This is a genomic window from Arthrobacter hankyongi, from assembly GCF_022012395.1.
Classification (GTDB): Bacteria; Actinomycetota; Actinomycetes; order Actinomycetales; family Micrococcaceae; genus Crystallibacter; species Crystallibacter hankyongi.
In genome coordinates this window covers 777,386-794,481 of the sequence record NZ_JAKLTQ010000001.1, presented here as the reverse complement: position 1 = coordinate 794,481, position 17,096 = coordinate 777,386, and the positions used below count along the sequence as shown (strand labels likewise).

13 protein-coding genes are annotated in these 17,096 nt (G+C 68.0%); 3 read left to right on the top strand and 10 right to left on the bottom strand.

Features of this window, described 5'->3' with window-relative positions:
* Positions 1-146: 146 nt before the first annotated feature.
* From LVY72_RS03645 to LVY72_RS03630, 4 genes are all read right to left on the bottom strand, one after another.
* A complete protein-coding gene (locus LVY72_RS03645; RefSeq protein ID WP_237818083.1) occupies positions 147-932 on the bottom strand; it encodes a creatininase in 786 nt (261 codons plus the stop codon).
* A gap of 141 nt (positions 933-1,073) precedes the next feature.
* Positions 1,074-2,408, bottom strand: coding sequence for an MFS transporter (locus LVY72_RS03640; RefSeq protein ID WP_237818082.1), 1,335 nt, complete (start codon positions 2,406-2,408; stop codon positions 1,074-1,076).
* Between the two features lie 347 nt (positions 2,409-2,755).
* A complete protein-coding gene (locus tag LVY72_RS03635) occupies positions 2,756-4,264 on the bottom strand; it encodes a purine-cytosine permease family protein (RefSeq protein ID WP_237818081.1) in 1,509 nt (502 codons plus the stop codon).
* A 200-nt stretch (positions 4,265-4,464) separates the two neighbouring features.
* Positions 4,465-5,847 carry an MFS transporter gene (locus LVY72_RS03630; RefSeq protein WP_237818080.1) on the bottom strand — a complete coding sequence of 461 codons (1,383 nt, stop codon included), beginning with the start codon at positions 5,845-5,847 and terminating at the stop codon, positions 4,465-4,467.
* Between the two features lie 342 nt (positions 5,848-6,189).
* On the opposite strand from LVY72_RS03630, the gene LVY72_RS03625 reads away from it, so the two are divergent.
* Positions 6,190-6,984 carry an IclR family transcriptional regulator gene (locus LVY72_RS03625; protein WP_237818079.1) on the top strand — a complete coding sequence of 265 codons (795 nt, stop codon included), beginning with the start codon at positions 6,190-6,192 and terminating at the stop codon, positions 6,982-6,984.
* 126 nt (positions 6,985-7,110) lie between these two features.
* Here LVY72_RS03625 and LVY72_RS03620 read toward each other — a convergent pair whose 3' ends face one another.
* The 4 genes from LVY72_RS03620 to LVY72_RS03605 are packed head-to-tail and all read right to left on the bottom strand — an operon-like array spanning position 7,111 to position 12,802.
* Entirely contained in the window at positions 7,111-9,597 is a 2,487-nt protein-coding gene (locus LVY72_RS03620; RefSeq protein WP_237818078.1) for a GcvT family protein, read from the bottom strand.
* 19 nt (positions 9,598-9,616) lie between these two features.
* A complete protein-coding gene (gene purU, locus LVY72_RS03615) occupies positions 9,617-10,516 on the bottom strand; it encodes a formyltetrahydrofolate deformylase (RefSeq protein WP_237818077.1) in 900 nt (299 codons plus the stop codon).
* Positions 10,513-12,420 carry a BCCT family transporter gene (locus LVY72_RS03610; protein WP_237818076.1) on the bottom strand — a complete coding sequence of 636 codons (1,908 nt, stop codon included), beginning with the start codon at positions 12,418-12,420 and terminating at the stop codon, positions 10,513-10,515. The genes purU and LVY72_RS03610 overlap by 4 nt, the downstream gene beginning before the upstream one ends.
* A gap of 31 nt (positions 12,421-12,451) precedes the next feature.
* Positions 12,452-12,802, bottom strand: a complete 351-nt coding sequence (locus LVY72_RS03605) for a bifunctional 3-phenylpropionate/cinnamic acid dioxygenase ferredoxin subunit (protein ID WP_237818075.1) — start codon at positions 12,800-12,802, stop codon at positions 12,452-12,454.
* Between the two features lie 221 nt (positions 12,803-13,023).
* Here LVY72_RS03605 and LVY72_RS03600 point away from each other — a divergent pair, with 221 nt between their 5' ends.
* Both LVY72_RS03600 and LVY72_RS03595 read left to right on the top strand, forming a co-directional pair.
* Positions 13,024-14,202: an NAD(P)/FAD-dependent oxidoreductase gene (locus LVY72_RS03600; protein WP_237818074.1), complete on the top strand. Its 1,179-nt coding sequence runs from the start codon at positions 13,024-13,026 to the stop codon at positions 14,200-14,202.
* Between the two features lie 50 nt (positions 14,203-14,252).
* The gene (locus LVY72_RS03595) at positions 14,253-15,470 is read left to right on the top strand and encodes an aromatic ring-hydroxylating oxygenase subunit alpha (protein WP_237818073.1); all 1,218 of its coding nucleotides are present in this window, start codon (positions 14,253-14,255) and stop codon (positions 15,468-15,470) included.
* Here LVY72_RS03595 and LVY72_RS03590 read toward each other — a convergent pair.
* Positions 15,455-16,264, bottom strand: a complete 810-nt coding sequence (locus LVY72_RS03590) for an IclR family transcriptional regulator (protein ID WP_237818072.1) — start codon at positions 16,262-16,264, stop codon at positions 15,455-15,457. The genes LVY72_RS03595 and LVY72_RS03590 overlap by 16 nt on opposite strands.
* 53 nt (positions 16,265-16,317) lie before the next feature.
* Positions 16,318-16,995 (bottom strand): GntR family transcriptional regulator, encoded by a 678-nt coding sequence (locus LVY72_RS03585; protein ID WP_237818071.1) that lies wholly within the window; start codon positions 16,993-16,995, stop codon positions 16,318-16,320.
* Positions 16,996-17,096 lie beyond the last annotated feature (101 nt).

The window sequence follows — 17,096 nt, the reverse complement described above, 5'->3', positions numbered from 1 at the left end:
CACTGTCAAGAGTTTTTTGTGGCTTCCGTCTCATAGCTGACGAATGCTGCAACTGTGTTGCCCATATAGGTTCTTTCGGTGGTTTAAGCCAGGCCGGACGGCCCGCGGCAGCGGACCGTCCGGCACCAGGCAGGCCTGTCTGCCGGTTACCGTTCCGCCAGTCCGAACTCGGACGTCAGTGCGGCGGACATGCCGGCCCGGGCGCGCTTGAGCAGGGTGACGCCCTTCTCCGCCGTGGCTGCCGCGGCCGAGGACAGGCAGCCGGAAGCAGGGGTGAGCTCGGGGCGGACCGGCAGCACGTCGTAGGTGGGCATCACGGCCGGGGGAGCATCCACGACCTCGGCCATGTCCACCTTCTCCGGGTACAGGTGCAGCATCAGCGAGGTCTCCAGGACACCGCCGTGCTCAAGGTCCCAGCCGGTGAAACCGTCCGGGTACAGCTCGGCAATGGTGGCATCGTCGATGAAGTCCCAGTAGGAAAGCAGGACCACCTTCAGGTCCTCGATGCCCGCCAGCCGCAGCTCGCGCAGGGCCAGGTCCACGCCCTCGTAGAGGAACTGGTAGTTCTCGAAGTGGCCGTTGAGGAAGGCGAGTTTGCGTACGCCGTGGCGGGCGAACTCGAGGGTCAGCGTCTTGGCGATGGAAATCACCGTCGACGCGTCCAGGCTGGTGGTCCCGGGCAGGTGGTTGCCGCCGCCCGAACGCTGCTGGGACTTGTAGCCGTAGACCACCGGGGCCGCCACCAGGGCCTTCAGCTCCTCGGCGACCTGTCCTGCCATCGCCCGCGACAGCAGGACGTCGACGTTCAGCGGCATGTGGGGGCCGTGCTGTTCAATGGACCCCACCGGGATCAGGACCAGGGCCGAATCCTGGGCGACGGCTTCCCGGTAGCTGAAGGCATCGAGATCCTCGATGTACACGGACTGACGCATGATGTGCTCCATTCTTCGGCGCATTGTCCGTGGGCCGGCATGCGCGCTGTTGTGGTTGTGTAGAGGTGGAAGACCGGAGGGCGGTCGGCCGGCAGGTCCTGGATCGATTGTTGCGGATGCGGCCGGCCGGTCGGCGCCCGGCTATTCGTGGCGCAGCGGCATCTTGCTGGTTTCCCGGGACAGGGCCACCGCGACCAGCGAGACGGCAGCGGCGGCCGCCAGGTACCAGGCCGGGGCCAGGGTGCTGCCGGTGGCCGCGATGAGCAGGGTGGCGACGAACGGGGCGGTGCCGCCGAACAGGGCGTTGGAGAGGTTGAAGCTGACGGCGAAGCCGCTGTAGCGCACCTTCGTCGGGAACATTTCGGCCAGGAAGCTGGGCAGTGTGCCGTCGTTGAGCGTCAGCATGCCGCCGAGCAGGATCTGCACCAGCACGATCACCACGAAGTTGCCGGTGTCCAGCAGCATGAACGCCGGGACGGTCAGCAGCAGGAAGAGCACCGAGGCGCTGATCAGCACCTTCTTGCGCCCGAAGCGGTCCGAGAGCATGCCGGTGCCGAAGATGAAGCCGATGTAGGTCAGCAGCGCGATCGTGGTGGCGAGGTAGGACTCGGTGGCGCCCAGGCCCAGCTCCGTGGAGAGGTAGGTGGGCATGTAGCTGAGGATCACGTAGAAGCCGACGGCGTTCAGCAGCACCGCGCCGACCGCCTGCAGCAGCTGCCGCCAGTGGTTGGCGAACAGGCTCTTTACCGGCGCCTTCTCGGCATGTTCCTCGGCGGCCAGCTCGCGGAACACCGGGGTGTCTTCGAGCTTGGTCCGGATGTACCGTCCGATCAGGCCCATCGGGGCGGCGAGCAGGAACGGCAGCCGCCAGCCCCAGGAGTGCAGCTGGTCCGCGGTGAGCAGGCCGGTCAGCCCGGCCGCCAGCAGGGAGCCGAACAGCAGGCCGGTGGCCGTGCTGGCCGGGACCACCGCCGCATACAGGCCGCGGCGGTTCGGCGGGGCGTATTCGACCAGGAAGGCCGAGGCTCCGGCGTATTCGCCGGACGCGGAGAAGCCCTGCACGACGCGCACGATCAGCAGCAGCAGCGGGGCCCAGAGGCCGATGGCGGCGTAGCCGGGGATGAGCGCAATGCAGAAGGTGGACAGGGACATGATCAGGATCGAGAGCGAAAGGGCCGTCCGCCGGCCGACGCGGTCGCCGATATGGCCCCAGATGAACCCGCCCATCGGGCGGACCAGGAAAGAGATCGCGAACAGTGCGAAGGTGGACAGCAGGGCGGTCTGCGGATCCGCCTCAGGGAAGAAGACCACGGCGATCGTTGCGGCGAGGTAGCCGTATACGGCGTAGTCGAACCACTCGACGAAGTTGCCGATAAAGCTGGCCGCGATCACGCGGCGGCGGGCCTGTTTGTCGACGCCGGCTCCGGGGGAGAGCGGCTGGCCGGCGGGGGAGGAATCGGGGGAACTGTGGACCATGCTACCGGCCTTGGATGAAGTGTCTGACCCGTGGTCCGGGGGGAGGAAGTTCTGAGTCACTGGGAAACCACCACGTTGTTGGTTGTTGCGTTGAATGCAACCTGGTTGCACCATGGTAGAAGTGGCGCAGATCACCGGTCAAGGGTTTTGCCAATGATTTCAGCTGCTACGGACGAAGGTGGCATCGCGGAGCGGCGCGATGGAGAACCGCCCCGGCTGTTGCGGATTCAGCAACGTAGTTTCCCGAGGGGACGGCCGTGGACGTGATGGCGGCCCCGCCCGGAGGCGGGGCCGCCATCATGGGTTTGGTGGAGCGGGCCGGGCGGGCAGCCGGCGTCGGTTGCCCGCTAGCCGTTTCGGGTGCCGGCTTCGGGTTCGGCAGGCGCCGTACGGGCCGCGGGCTCCAGGCGGGTGGCGTAACGTTGGTGGATGCGGCGTCCGAAGACGGCGTAGACGGCGGCGCTGGTGATGCCTCCGGCCAGCCAGGAAAGGTCGAGTCCGTTCATGGCCAGGGCGATGGGCCCCTGGGTCGCCGGCAGGAGGCCGTACATGAACAGCCAGGTGGCGAAGATGCCGCAGGCCAGGGCGCCGAGGCCGGCCCAGTTCAGGACCGGCAGCCGCTGCGTGCCGATGGGGTCGAAGAGCCGCTCCGGCCCGGTGGGAAGGCGCCGCTCGAACAGGTAGTAGTGCACGAGCATGATGCCGCCCCAGGAGGCGACCCAGGCCACCAGTCCGATCAGCCAGGCGTCGAGGACCGAGGCGAAGTCCTGCTGGTAGACGAAGAAAACGACGGCAGCCAGGGCAAAGAACCCGACCAGCACGTTCAGGACCTGGCGCTTGACCCGCACATCCAGTGCCTGGGTGGCTACCGAGAAGGTGTAGATGTTGAGGATATTGGTCGCGATGGGACCGTGCAGCACCATGAGCAGAACGGGTATGGCGAGCGCGCCGTAGTTTTGCACGATCAGCTGGCCCGGGTCGATCTCCCCGCTCTTGGTGGCCAGGCTGGCTCCGAGGACGCCGAGCCAGACCACGGGAAGGAACTGCCCCAGGACCGAGGCCAGGTACAGGCGCGGGCGGGGGATGGCCTTGCTGACAAAGCGTGAATAGTCTGCGGCGTAGGTGAACCAGGTGATTCCCCAGCCGATGCCGATCGCCGTCATGACGGCGCTCATGGCGGCGAGGCGCTCGGCGCCGGTGAGGATGGCGCCGGGAGGTCCGGCGTAGCTCCAGTCGATGTCCAGGCCGAACCACGCCACGGCGGACATGGCGGTCAGGACCAGGATGGTCGGCGGCACCGTCCACTTCTCGAACGCGGCGATGGCCTTGTAGCCGAAGAATGAGATGAGCACCTGCAGGGCCATGAGGAAGGCGGCGACCCCGATCTTCCAGCCGTAGTTCTCCTGCGTGGGATCCACCCAGCCGAGGCGGCCGAAGAGGGCCATGACCAGGTCGAGGATGATCCAGGTGTTGACCGCGCACCATCCGATGCCCAGCACGGCCTGGATGGCGGCCGGCACATAATTGCCCCGGCGTCCGAAGGCGGCCCGGCCCAGGACCATGCCGGTCGCCCCGGTTCGCTGGCCCAGCAGGACGAAGAAACCGAACAGGACCATGCCGATCAGGTTGCCGGCGACGAGCACCGTGACCGTATCGGCAAACCCCAGCCCGATGTTGATGCCCAGGGCGCCGAGGACCCAGTTGATCGGTGCGAGGTTCGCGCCCGCCCAGATCCAGAACTGACCTGAGACTTTCCGCGTGCGCGCGCTTTCCGGGATGGGTTGAAGCTGTTGCTCGACATCGGCATGGGTTGCGTCCGCACTGCCGGCCAGGTGGTCATGTTCCTGCTGAGTCATTGAATCCTCCAAGGGCGTTGATGACTGAGGCAAGATTATGTGTTCGATGTCATGTGTGCTATAGGCAAAATGTCAAATCGCAGCGCCGGGCGGTTGGACGCTTAGCACGGACCGCGGCGCTTAATCGTGGCATCGGCCCGCACCCTCGACAGGGCGCGGGCCGATGCCACGCAACGTCGGCGGCCGTGGCCGCCGGGAGGTTACCGGTGCCGCCTTGGGGCTGCCTCGGCACGGGCCGGACGGTCCGGCTCGCGGAAGGACCGGCCGGAGGTTTCAGGCATCAGGACGACGGCGACCAGCGCCCCGGCGGCGATGGCGGTCAGGTAGATGGCCGGTGCCATCGTGTTGCCGGTCAGCGAGATCAGCCAGGTCGCCACGAAGGGAGCGGTGCCGCCGAAGACCGCGTAGCTGACGTTGTAGGTGACCGCCGAGGCGGTGTAGCGCACCGCCGTCGGGAACACCTCGGACAGCAGCACCGCGGTGACCACGTTGGCGGTCACCGCGCCGACGGCGAGCAGCAGCTGGCCGGCCAGGGCGTTGTAGATGCTGCCGCCGGAGGCCAGCAGGTAGGCCGGCACCGCCAGGCCGCCCAGCAGTATGGCGGAGGCGAGCATGGTCGGTTTGCGGCCGACCCGGTCGCAGATCCGCCCGATCACCGGCGCCAGGACCGCGGCAAAGGTCAGCGCAACCACATTGCTGAACAGCACCGCGTCCGAGGGCAGATGGACCACCTCGCGCAGGAACGTGGTCATGTAGGTGGAGAAGGTGTAGAAGGACAGCGCGGTCAGCGAGATGTAGCCGCCCAGGGTCAGCATGGGCCGCCACTGGGTGGCCAGGGTCCGGCGCAGCGGCGAGTGCTCGGTTTTGGCGTTGGACTCCATCACCTCGCGGAAGATGGGGCTTTCATCCAGCTTCCGGCGGATGTAGAAGGCCACCAGGCCCAGCGGGGCGGCGACCAGGAACGGGATCCGCCAGCCCCAGGCGTCCATTGCCTCGGTGCTCAGGCCGGCGGTCAGCGCCCAGCACAGCAGGGCGGCGGCGGCAAAGGAGCCGAAGGTCGCCGCGGGCATCCAGCTCGAATGCCGCGAGCGCTCGCCGTCCGGGGAGTGTTCGATCACGTAGGCGACCGCGCCGGCATACTCGCCGCCGGCCGAGAGGCCCTGCACGCTGCGGGCCAGCGTCAGCAGGACCGCCGCCCAGATCCCGATCGCCTGGTAGCTGGGCAGCAGGCCGATGGCCATGGTGGCGCCGGACATCAGCAGCACGGTCAGGGCCAGCACCCGCTTGCGGCCGATGCGGTCCCCGAGCGTGCCGAAGAAGGCGCCGCCGACCGGGCGCAGGGCGAACGCGACGGCGAAGACTGCGAAGGTCTGCAGCAGGGCCACGACGGGATCGCCCTCGGGGAAGAAGGTCCGGGCCAGCACCGGGGCCAGGAAGCCGTAGACGGCGAAGTCGAACCATTCGACGACGGTGCCGGCGCCGGCGGCAATTGTGACCTTGCGCAGGGTTGCGCGGGAAACCTGGGGTACGGCCGGTGCGTCTTCGGGGCCAGCTTGCGAGGTACGGGAATTATCCAGTTGCATCCTGCTCCCTTGGAGGAAAGCGGCGCGGTGCGCCTTGTTCGGATACTGCCATGGGGCGGCGGCCGCCGGAGGTTCCGGGGCCGCCGTCGTGCGGTGTGCGTGGCTGGCTGGCAGCCGTTACGGGGTGGTGGTTCGCTGAACTTCGGCAGGTTGTCCAGGTAGTTGACCATGTTCTTCAGCGGTTCGACAGACAACAATTTAGTTGCTCACCTAGCAACGCGCAAGGTTTTGGTGGAAAATTAGTGATGGCGGCAGGCAGCCGCCGGTTCCGACGGACAGGGCGCAGGAAAGCGCACAGCGGAAACAACGGACATTAGGAAGTTAAGGGATTAGGGGTGGCACATGGTGGGCAGGCCGCGGCAAGGCAGCGAACAGACCCAGGGCGCGGCGGCGTCGCTGCTTAACGGGCTGGCGGTGCTCGAAGCGTTCTCCATCGCCCAGCCGGTGCTGGGCGTGACCGAGGTCGCCGGCCGGGTGAACCTGCACAAGAGCACGGTGTCGCGGATCCTGGCCGGGCTGACCGAAGCCGGCTATGTCCAGCGGGACGAGGAGACCGGCCGCTACCGACTGGGTCTGGGTGTGATCGGGCTGTCCGGTCCGCTGCTGGCGGACCTCGACGTGCGTCGGGCGGCGCTGCCGTTCCTGGAGGCACTGACCACGCAGACCAGCGAGACCAGCGCCATCGCGGTCTGGAACGGGCAGGAGGCTATCGTCGTCGAACAGGTGCGCAGCCCGCACCAGGTCAAGCACACCGCCGCCATCGGTACCCGGTACAACAGGTTCGAAAGCTCGTCGGTGCGCGTGTTCCTGGCCGGACTGCCGCCGGCGCGGGTGGCCGAACTGATCGAGTCCGGACTCGTCGTGCGCAGTTCCGCCGACGGGTTGCCGCAGGACTATGCGGCCCATCTGGCCGAACTGCGGGACCAGGAGTACGCGGTCAACGACGGCTACACCACCGACGAGGAGTTCGGGGTCTCCGCGCCGGTGCGCGACTACCGGGGCGTGGTGGTCGGCTGCATCACCGCGTCGGCGCCGCGCTCGCGGGTGCAGAAGCTCCAGAGCGCGGACCAGCTGGTGGCCGCCGTGCGCAAAGCCGCGGCCGAAGTGTCCGCCCGACTAGGCCAGCCGCAGGCATAGGGCCGGACCCGGCACCGCAAGAGTCCGGTCCGCAGCGCAGCCCCGACAAACGAGTGGCCGGATAACGCCCTTTTCAAAGCCGAGAAGGGCGTTATCCGGCCAGTCGATGCCGGGAGGCTGCTGGCCTCAGCCGCGCAGGCGCGACATTTCCGGGTCGAACAGCGGTTCGGCCGCGACCGTGGCGGCGATCCGCCGGCCGAAGTATTCGATCTCGACGGCGTCGCCCTCCTGCACCGCGGCCGGCAGCCAGGCGTAGGCGATCGGCCTGCCGATCGTGTAGCCGTAGGCGGCACTGGTGACGTAGCCGGACGGCTGGCCGTCCGCGTACACCGGTTCCTTGCCCAGCACCACCGAGGTGCCGTCGTCGATGGTCAGGCAGCGCAGCCGCCGGACCGGGGCCTGGGTGCGGCGGGCGGCCAGCGCGGCGGCGCCGGTGAAGTCCTGGTGGTCGCGGCGGATGGCGAAGCCGAGGCCGGCTTCGTCCGGGCCGTGCTCGGCCGTGACATCGGTACCCCAGAGCCGGTAGCCCTTCTCCAGCCGCAGGCTGTTGAACGCCCCGCGCCCGGCGGCGATGATGCCATGTTCGGCACCGGCTTCGAAGAGCGCATCCCAGAGCCTGGCGCCGTGCTCGGCGGAGGTGTACAGCTCCCAGCCGAGCTCGCCCACGTAGGACAGGCGCATCGCGGTTACCGGGACGCCGCCGATGTGCACCCGCTTGGCCCTAAAGTAGCGCAGGGCATCGTTGCCGAAGTCGTCGGCGCTGACCTTGGCCACGACCTCGCGGGCCAGCGGCCCCCACAGCCCGATGCAGCAGGTGGCTCCGGTGATATCCCGGACGTGGACCCACTGTGCCGGATCCGCCGCGGACTGCTGCCGGGCCTCGGTGAGCAGGTAGGCCAGGTCCAGGTTGCCGTTGACGCCGACCTGGAACTCTTCCTCGCCCAGCCGCGCCACGGTCACGTCGCTGCGCACGCCGCCGTCGCCGGCCAGCAGCAGGCAGTAGGTGACGGCGCCCGGCTTCTTGGCCACGTTGCCGGTGCTCAGCCGCTGCAGCAGGGTCCGGGCGCCGGGGCCCGTGACTTCCAGCCGCTTCAGCGGCGTCATGTCGTAGAGCGCGACGGCGGTGCGCGTCTTCCAGGCCTCGGCGGCGGAAATGGGGGAGTGGAACATCCCGGCCCAGCGTTCCCGCTCCGGCGCCTGCCACTGGGCCGGCAGTTCGCTGAGCAGATGCTTGTTGGCCTCGAACCAGTGCGGCCGCTCCCAGCCGCCGGACTCGAGGAAGAAGGCGCCCAGTTCCTGCTGCCGGGCATGGAACGGGCTGACGCGCAGGTTGCGCGGGGATTCCTTGGGCTGCAGCGGGTGGAGCACGTCGTAGATCTCCACGAAGTTCTGCTGCGAGGTCTCGCTGACATAGTCCTCGCCGAGCTGGACTTCCTCGAAGCGGTTGATGTCGCAGTCGTGCAGGTCGGTGCGGGACTGTCCCTCGACCAGCAGCTCGGCCACCGCCCTGGCGACGCCGGCCGAGTGGGTCACCCAGACGGCCTCGGCCAGGTAGAACCCTGCCAGCTCCGGGGTGCTGCCCACCAGCGGGCCGCCGTCGGGAGTGAAGGAGAAGATGCCGTTGAACCCTTCGGTAATCTCGGCGCCGCGCAGCGCCGGCAGCAGCTCGCGGCTGTCCGCCCAGGCGGGCAGGAAGTCCTCGAGGGTGAAATCCAGCCGGGACGGCATCAGGTGTTCGGACATCTGTTCCGGGGCCACCTGCGGCAGGCGGTCGAGGTCGGCCGGCATCGGCCGGTGGGCGTAGGAGCCGATGCCGATCCGGTCCCCGTGCTCGCGGAAGTACAGGTCCCGGTCCTGGTGGCGCAGGATGGGCAGCCGCGCACCATTGGGCAGTTCGTTGCGGCCGGCCAGTTCCGGCACCGCCGTGGTCTTGGCATACTGGTGCGCCAGCGGCAGCAGCGGCACGGCCACGCCGGCCAGCTGGCCGATTTTCGGCCCCCAGAATCCGGCGCAGGAAACGACGATGTCGGCCGGCACCACGCCGTCCGGCGTCCGGACCCCGGTGACCTTCCCGCCGGCCTGCTCGATGCCGGTCACCGGTGTGGAGCCGATGAACTTGACTCCGGCTTCGCCGGCCCGCGAAATCAGCAGCTGCACCGCGCGGGCGGCGGAGGCCAGGCCGTCGGTGGCCACCAGCAGGCCGCCGCGCACCGTGCCCCGGCCCAGCAGCGGGTACAGCTTCTCGCACTCGTCCGGATCGATGATCCGGCCCTCGACTCCCCATGCGGTGGCCCAGCCGAGCTTGCGGTGCAGGTCCGCCAGCCGCTCCTCGGTGGTGGCGACCTCGAGGCCGCCCACCTGGTTGAAACAGGAGACGCCGTCCGCCCGCAGGGACAGCAGCTTGTCCACCGTGTAGCCGGCGAACTCGGTGAGGGTCTTGGACGCATTCGTCTGGAAGACCAGGCCCGGGGCGTGCGAGGTGGATCCGCCGGCCAGCTGCAGCGGACCCTGCTCGATCACGGTGACATTGGTCCAGCCTCTGCTGGCCAGTTCGTCGGCCAGGTTGGCGCCGACGATGCCGGCCCCGATGATGACTACGCGCGGTGGGGTCATTTGTTTCTCCTAGGAAGCGTTAGCGGAAGACGACGGTACGGGTTCGGTTGAGCATCACGCGGTGCTGGCAGTGCCATTTCACGGCCCGGGCCAGCGCCTGGGCTTCGGCGTCCCGGCCCACGGTGGCCAGGGCCTCCGGGTCCAGGGCATGGTCCACCCGCAGGACCTCCTGTTCGATGATCGGCCCCTCGTCCAGTTCGGCGGTGACGTAGTGGGCGGTGGCACCGATCAGCTTCACGCCGCGTTCATGGGCCTGGTGGTAGGGTTTGGCACCCTTGAAGCCGGGCAGGAAGGAATGGTGGATATTGATGGCCCTGCCCGCCAGGGTCCTGGACAATCCGTCCGAGAGCACCTGCATGTAGCGGGCCAGCACCACCAGGTCCGCGTGGTATTCGGCGGCCAGTTCCAGCAGCCGGCGCTCGGCGGACGCCTTGGTGCCGGCCGTGACCGGCACGTGGACGAAGGGCAGGCCCGCGGCCTCGGCCATCGGCCGCAGGTCCTCGTGGTTGGAGACGACGACGGCGATCTCGGCGCCCAGGCTGCCGGCCCGCCACCGGTAGATCAGGTCGTTCAGGCAGTGGCCGAACTTGGATACCATGACCAGCAGCTGCTGCGGACGGCCGTCGTGGAACGTGAAGGACATCCCGAATTCTTCGGCCAGGGGCTCGAAATCGGCCGTCAGCCACGCAGTGGTGGCGCCGGCGGGGGAGCCGCGGAAGGCCGTGCGCAGGAACAATTGGCCGTCCGTGTGGTCGTCGAACTGCTGGTGCTCGGTGATGTCGAAACCCCGGTCCGCCAGGAAGGAGGCCACGGCCCGGACGATGCCGGGACGTTCCGGGCAGGACAGGGTCAGGACGAAGCCGGTGGCCTGGTCCCCGGTGCCCGGTCTGGCCGGGGCAAGGTCAACTACGGTGCTCATGGTTCCTTCCGGGTTGGCTGCTGTACGTCGATTGCTCCGGTGGACGGGCAGGGCCCGCCGTCCGGGCATCCGCCGTCGCACTCATGCTTGGTGACCAGGTCGAAGCGCACGCCGCCATGCTGGTCCACGCCGGCGCGGATGGCTCGCTCCACCACCGAATTCGCCAGGCGTTTGCGCAGCGCGATCGGGTCCCGGCGCAGGTCCTTGGCCAGGGCGATGCACATTAGGAACATCACCACCACGAACGGCAGGGCGGCAACGATGGTGATCCGCTGCAGGCCCGAGAGCGCTTCGGCAGGCTGGTTGCCGCCTGCCAGCAGCATGACCGCGGCCACGGCGCCGGTGAGGGCACCCCAGAAAATGACCACGCCGCGGCGCGGTTCCTCCGCGCCGTGCGAGCTGAGCGAGCCCATCACGATGGAAGCGGCGTCGGCACCCGTGATGAAGAAGATGGCGACCAGGACCATGGCCAGGATGGAAACGGCGCCGGCGATGGCGTTGGGCAGCGGCAGGTGGTGCAGCAGGTCGAAGAGCGCTCCGTCGAAGGAGATGGTGGGCGTGCCGTCGACCACCGTGGCCAGCCCGTCGGCGGTGTCCGCTGTCTGGTTGGCGGCGGACTGGATATGGATGGCCGCGCCGCCAAAGATGGCGAACCAGATGACGCTGACGATGCTGGGCACTAGCAGCACGCCGGTGACGAACTGGCGGATGGTGCGGCCGCGGCTGATCCGGGCGATGAACAGGCCCACGAAGGGTGTCCAGGACACCCACCAGGCCCAGTAGAAGATAGTCCAGCTGGACATCCACTGGCGCAGCGCATCGTCGCCGACGGCCTCGGTCCGTGAGGACATTGTGGCCAGGTCGCGGACGTAGTCCCCGACGGCGGACGGGACCAGGTTCAGGATGAACAGCGTCGGGCCGGCCACAAAGACGATCAGCGCCAGCACCACGGCCAGAACCATGTTGATGTTGGAGAGCCACTGGATGCCGCGGCTGATGCCCGAAACCGCGGAGGCGATGAAGCAGGCGGTGAGCACCGCAACGATCACCACCAGCACCGGTGTGGCCAGCTGGCCGCTGATCCACCCGTTGGAGGCCATGCCGCTGCCGATCTGCAGGGCGCCCAGGCCGAGGGATGCTGCCGTGCCGAACAGCGTGGCGAAAATCGCCAGCATGTTGATCAGCTTGCCGACCGGGCCCTCCACCCTCCGGATCCCAAAGATGGATGTGAAGGCCGTGGCAATGAGCTGCTTGCGGCCCAGCCTGTAGGTCCCGTAGGCCATGGCAACGCCCACGACGGCGTACATGGCCCAGGGATGCAGGGTCCAGTGGAAGATGGAGGTGGCCATGGCCGTTTGGACGGCTTCGGGCGTCTGGCCGTTGACGGTGCCCGGTGGCGGGGAGATGTAGTGGTAGAGCGGCTCGGCCACGCCGTAGAACATCAGACCGATGCCCATGCCCGCGGCAAACATCATCGAGATCCAGGAGACCATGGAGTACTCGGGCTTTTCGCCGTCCTTGCCCAGCGGAATGTTGCCGAAGCGGCTCAGGGCCAGCCAGAGCACGTAGATCACAAAGAGCGAGGCCAGGCCGATGAACAGCCAGCCGGTGTTCTTCATGACCCAGTCCAGAGCCGCCTGCGAAACGGCCGCGAGGTTCGCGCGGCCGGCGAAGCCCCAGATGACAAAGGCCACGGTCAGCAGCCCGGTGATCCCGAAGACCACCTTGTCCAGCCCGTCCCTGCCAAACAGCCGGCGGCGGGCGGCGGCATGCTCGGATTCAGTCTCGCGCAGGGCCTGGAGAATCTCCCGGTCCTCTTCGGTCGGAACCTGTTCCGGTTCCGCGTCCGGGGTCAGGGGAAGTTCGTTGCTTTCGTCAACCCTGACGTCGCTGTTGATTGCCATGATCGGTTCCTTTGCGTCGGCGGACGAGGGCTTAGACGTGGCCGTCGACGGTCAGGCCGGGCGGCAGGTTCGGCGCCTCGTCCGACTCGATGACCATGATGTCGCCGTCAACGACCTTCACCTCGTGCACGCGGACCGGCAGTTTGGCCGGCGGGGCATCGACGGCGCCCGTGCGCAGGTTGAACTTGGAGGCGTGCAGCGGACATTCGACTTCGCAGCCTTCGACCCAGCCGTCGGCCAGCGAGGCGTCCTGGTGGGTGCAGGTGTCGTCGATGGCGAACAGCTCCCCGTCCTCGGTATGGAACACGGCGATCGGTGGCTTCGTATCGAGCCTCAGAGCGTCACCGGGCGCCAGTTGCTTCAGTGGACAGGCCTTGTGCATGGGATGGACCCCTTTCCGGCGCCTCCCGGTGGGGCGGGAGGCAATTTGTTCCGTATGGATCAACATTGACCGCGATACGAAACACAGTGACGGCTGTCACAAAGGGTTGTCAAGGGTTGGCCCGAAAATGCCGAAACGCTTGACAGCCACCGTGACTGGCGTCACTCTGTTTCGTATTGCGCGTTTAGTTGCGCACCACGCAATTCGAGAAGGAGGTGCTCATGCGGACACTGGCAATCGTGGGAGCGTCGCTCGCCGGCCTTTCGGCTGCGCGGGCGGCCCGGGCCCAGGGCTTCGACGGGAACCTGGTGATCATCGGGGACGAGGACGAGCGGCCCTATGACCGGCCCCCGCTGTCGAAGGAATTTCTGCAGGGCCGGATCACGGCCGCGGATCTGGCGCTGGAGGCCGCCGAGGAGGACCTGCAGGCCGAATGGCTGCTGGGCAGCCGGGCCACACGGTTGGACGGCCCGGCCCGGACCCTCACCCTGGCGGACGGCCGGACCGTGGCAGCCGACGGCATCGTGCTGGCTACCGGCGCCTCTGCCCGGACGCTGCCGGAACTGGCCGGGCTGGACAATGTCTTCAGCCTGCGTACCCTGGCGGACGCCCGGGCGCTGTCCACCGAGCTGCAGCCGGGCCGCCGGCTGGTCGTGGTGGGTGCCGGCTTCATCGGTGCCGAGGTGGCGTCCACGGCCAAGGCCCTGGGGCTGGAGGTCACGGTCCTCGAGGCCCGGCCGGTTCCGCTCAGCGGACCCTTGGGTGCGCAGATGGGTGCCGTCGTCGGACGGCTGCACGGCCTCAATGGGGTCGAACTGATCTGCGGCACCGGCATCGACCTCTTCTACAGCGGCGAAGGCGTCGTCACGGGCCTGCGGCTGGCCGACGGCCGCTACCTGCCGGCAGACCTGGTGCTGGTGGGCATCGGCGCCGTCCCGAACACCGGCTGGCTGGCCGGCTCCGGCGTGGCGGCCGGTAACGGCGTCGTCTGCGATGCGTCCGGCCGGACCAACCTGCCCGGCATCGTGGCGGTCGGCGACTGCGCAGCCTGGTTCGACCCCCGGTTGAACGCACACCGCCGGGTGGAACACTGGACCACCGCCCTGGAGCACCCGGAGGCTGCCGTGGCCGCCCTTCTGGACCAGCCGGCGCCCCAGTCCGTGAAGGTGCCCTACTTCTGGTCCGACCAGTACGGCGTGAAACTGCAGTTTGCCGGCAACGCCGCGCAGGCCGACCGCGTGGCCATTGAGGCCGGCGACCTGCAGGAACACAACGTCCTGGCCCTCTACTACCGCGGCGAGGATCCGGTGGCGGTGCTGGGCCTGAACCAGCCGCGGCTGTTCACCAAGTGGCGGCGCACCCTCAACGCGCTGCCGGCTGCCGCAGCCGTCCCCGCCTGACCGCCGCATCCTGACCAGACCACCATCCATCCCCAGCCGAGGAGCACCCAATGACCGCCGAAACCACTTCCCCCAGCCTGATTGCCACCCTGCCCGGCCACACCTACACGGACGCCGGCATCTTCCGCGCCGAGCAGGAGCGGATCTTCGAGCAGATGTGGTTCTGTGCCATCCGCTCATCCGACCTGGACAAGGCCGGCGCGTGGAAGACCGTCCAGATCGGCCGCGAATCGGTGCTGATCAGCCGTACCCGCAAGGGCGAGATCCGGGGCTTCTACAACATCTGCCGGCACCGCGGCGTGAAGCTGTGCATGGAGGAGTCCGGCGAGGCTGCCCGCTCGTTCCAGTGCCCCTACCACGCCTGGACCTACGACTTCGAGGGCAAGCTCATCGCCGCGCCGAACCTGACCAAGATGCCGGACATCGACCGCAATGAGTACGGTCTGGCCAAGGTGCACATCCGCGAGTACCTGGGCTATGTCTGGGTCTGCCTGGCCGAGGAGCCGCCGTCGTTCGAGCAGGATGTCATGGGCGCCATCGAGGAGCGCCTGGGCAACCTCGACGCCATCTCCGGCTACGACGTGGCGAACCTGAAGGTCGGCCGGCGGATCCGGTACGACGTGAAGGCCAACTGGAAGCTCATCATCGAGAACTTCATGGAGTGCTACCACTGCGCCACCATCCACCCGGAGCTGACCGAGGTGCTGCCCGAGTTTGCCGACGGACTGGCCGCACAGTACTTCGTCGGCCACGGCGCGGAGTTCGGCAGCGAGATCAAGGGTTTCACCATCGACGGCTCCGAGGGGCTGGACGTCATTCCCGGCGTCGGCGAGGACCAGGACCGGCGCTACTACGCCATCACCATCAAGCCCACGGTCTTCGTGAACCTGGTGCCGGACCACGTGATCATCCACCGCATGTTCCCGCTGGCGGCCGACCACACCATCGTCGAATGCGACTGGCTCTACCTGCCCAGCGTGGTCGAGTCCGGCAAGGACGTCACCGCCTCGGTGGAGCTGTTCCACCGGGTGAACATGCAGGACTTCGACGCCTGTGAGCGCTGCCAGCCGGCCATGGCCTCGAAGGTCTACGCCAACGGCGGCGTGCTGGTGCCCAGCGAGCACCACATCGGCGCCTTCCACGACTGGGTGAATGCCAAGGTAGGGGACGTACAGCCCTCCGGCGAGGACCTGCTGGGCCTCACCGCCTCGACGCCTCCGCTGGAAGACCGGGCCCGGACGGTCGAGCGGGCTCAGGCCCCCGAATAACCCATCTTCCTGCTGATTTCCAGCCCGGCCTGCTTGAGCGACTCAAGCAGGCCGGGCTGCGTTTCGGCGTTGAACCGGAAGGCCGGTCCGGAAATGCTCACGGCTCCGACGACGGTGCCGCTGTGGTTGAATACCGGAACCGCGACGGCGTTAAGGCCGATTTCCAGCTCCTCTTCCGTGATCGCCACGCCGTCCCGCGCGACTTGGAGCAACTGCTCCTCCAGCTTCCGGCGCGAGGTGATGGTCCGCGAGGTCTTCTCCGGCAGCCCGGTCTCCTTCAGGATCCGCTCCCGCTCCTCGGTGCCCAGGCCCGCGAGCAGCACCTTGCCGCTGGAGGTGGCGTGCAGCGGGGTGAGGCTGCCGATCCAGTCGTGGCTGGCCAGCGTGGAGGGGCCCATGGCCTGGTCCACGTTGACCGCGTAGTTCGAGCGCAGTACCGCCAGGTTGACGGTCTCCTTGAACTCGGCGGCCAGGGCCTCCAGTACCGGCCGGGCCTCGTGCACCAGGCTGAGCCGGCCGGGAATGGAGGCGGCCAGCCGCAGGATGCCGAAGCCCAGCTGGTACTTGCCGCGCTCGCTGTTCTGGTGGACCAGGTCCCGGGCCATCAGTGCGCCCAGCAGGCGCGAGGCCGTGGACTTGTGGATCCCCACTTTGTCGGCAATTTCGCTGACACCGGCGTCGCCTTCGCGGGCGAGGATTTCCAGGACCGCGATGGCGCGGTCCACGGACTGGACGCCGCCGTGCTGGACGCCTTCGACGTCGGTATCAGCGGCCGGGGAACTGTGCGAGGTCATGCTTCATCGTCCCAGATGGCAGCTGCGGCCCGCCGCCGGTGCAATACAGTCCGTCACAATACGGTCCGGATGGTCTTCTCGAAGCTGGTCACGTGCGCCAGCGCCAGCCGGGCGGCAAGCTCCTCCTCGCCGGCTGCGATGGCGTCGAGCAGCTGCACGTGCTCGGTGATGTGCCCGGTCACGGAGGGGACCTTGTCCAGCACCAGGCACCAGATGCGCGTGGCCAGGTTGTCGTAGCGGATCAGCGAATCCTCCAGGTGCCGGTTGCCGGAGGCCTTGTAGATCAGCCGGTGCACGGTCAGGTCGTAGCGCATCAGGGCCTTCTTGTCCGGCTTGTCGCCGGATGCGGCCAGCTCCTCGATGGTGCGGGCCACCGAGTCCAGTTCCGCCTTGACCACCGGGCTGGTGTTGCGCGCGGCCTTGCGCGCGGCCAGCGGTTCGAGCAGCTGGCGCAGCTCGGAGACGTCGGCCAGTTCGGTGATGTCCACGATGGTGGCGAAGGTGCCGCGGCGCGGATACGAGATGACCAGGTGGTCGGTCTCCAGCCGCTTCAGCGCTTCGCGCACGGGGGTGCGCCCGATGCCCAGCTCCGCGGCCAGCTGGCCGTCATTGATCGGGTCGCCGGGGCGGATCTCGAGCATGATGAGCCGGTCCCGCAGCTCGCGGTAGGCCTGTTCGGCCAACGAGAGGGGTTCGCGGGCGGTATCGAGGGGGATGAGTTCCAAGCTCATGGGTTCCTCCGCTGCTGCCGGTGGATCAGGGATGTGTGGTCAATTTCACCAGGGCTATTGACTCCTGTGTGATGACCATCATATCATCGTTCTCGTACTGA

Bases quoted from the DNA above. Each gene is read 5' to 3' on its own strand.
- LVY72_RS03605 (WP_237818075.1), bottom strand. From the start codon at position 12,802: ATGCACAAGGCCTGTCCACTGAAGCAACTGGCGCCCGGTGACGCTCTG.
- LVY72_RS03600 (WP_237818074.1), top strand. From the start codon at position 13,024: ATGCGGACACTGGCAATCGTGGGAGCGTCGCTCGCCGGCCTTTCGGCT.
- LVY72_RS03620 (WP_237818078.1), bottom strand. From the start codon at position 9,597: ATGACCCCACCGCGCGTAGTCATCATCGGGGCCGGCATCGTCGGCGCC.
- LVY72_RS03625 (WP_237818079.1), top strand. From the start codon at position 6,190: ATGGTGGGCAGGCCGCGGCAAGGCAGCGAACAGACCCAGGGCGCGGCG.
- LVY72_RS03610 (WP_237818076.1), bottom strand. From the start codon at position 12,420: ATGGCAATCAACAGCGACGTCAGGGTTGACGAAAGCAACGAACTTCCC.
- LVY72_RS03630 (WP_237818080.1), bottom strand. From the start codon at position 5,847: ATGCAACTGGATAATTCCCGTACCTCGCAAGCTGGCCCCGAAGACGCA.
- purU (WP_237818077.1), bottom strand. From the start codon at position 10,516: ATGAGCACCGTAGTTGACCTTGCCCCGGCCAGACCGGGCACCGGGGAC.
- LVY72_RS03645 (WP_237818083.1), bottom strand. From the start codon at position 932: ATGCGTCAGTCCGTGTACATCGAGGATCTCGATGCCTTCAGCTACCGG.
- LVY72_RS03585 (WP_237818071.1), bottom strand. From the start codon at position 16,995: ATGAGCTTGGAACTCATCCCCCTCGATACCGCCCGCGAACCCCTCTCG.
- LVY72_RS03640 (WP_237818082.1), bottom strand. From the start codon at position 2,408: ATGGTCCACAGTTCCCCCGATTCCTCCCCCGCCGGCCAGCCGCTCTCC.
- LVY72_RS03590 (WP_237818072.1), bottom strand. From the start codon at position 16,264: ATGACCTCGCACAGTTCCCCGGCCGCTGATACCGACGTCGAAGGCGTC.
- LVY72_RS03635 (WP_237818081.1), bottom strand. From the start codon at position 4,264: ATGACTCAGCAGGAACATGACCACCTGGCCGGCAGTGCGGACGCAACC.
- LVY72_RS03595 (WP_237818073.1), top strand. From the start codon at position 14,253: ATGACCGCCGAAACCACTTCCCCCAGCCTGATTGCCACCCTGCCCGGC.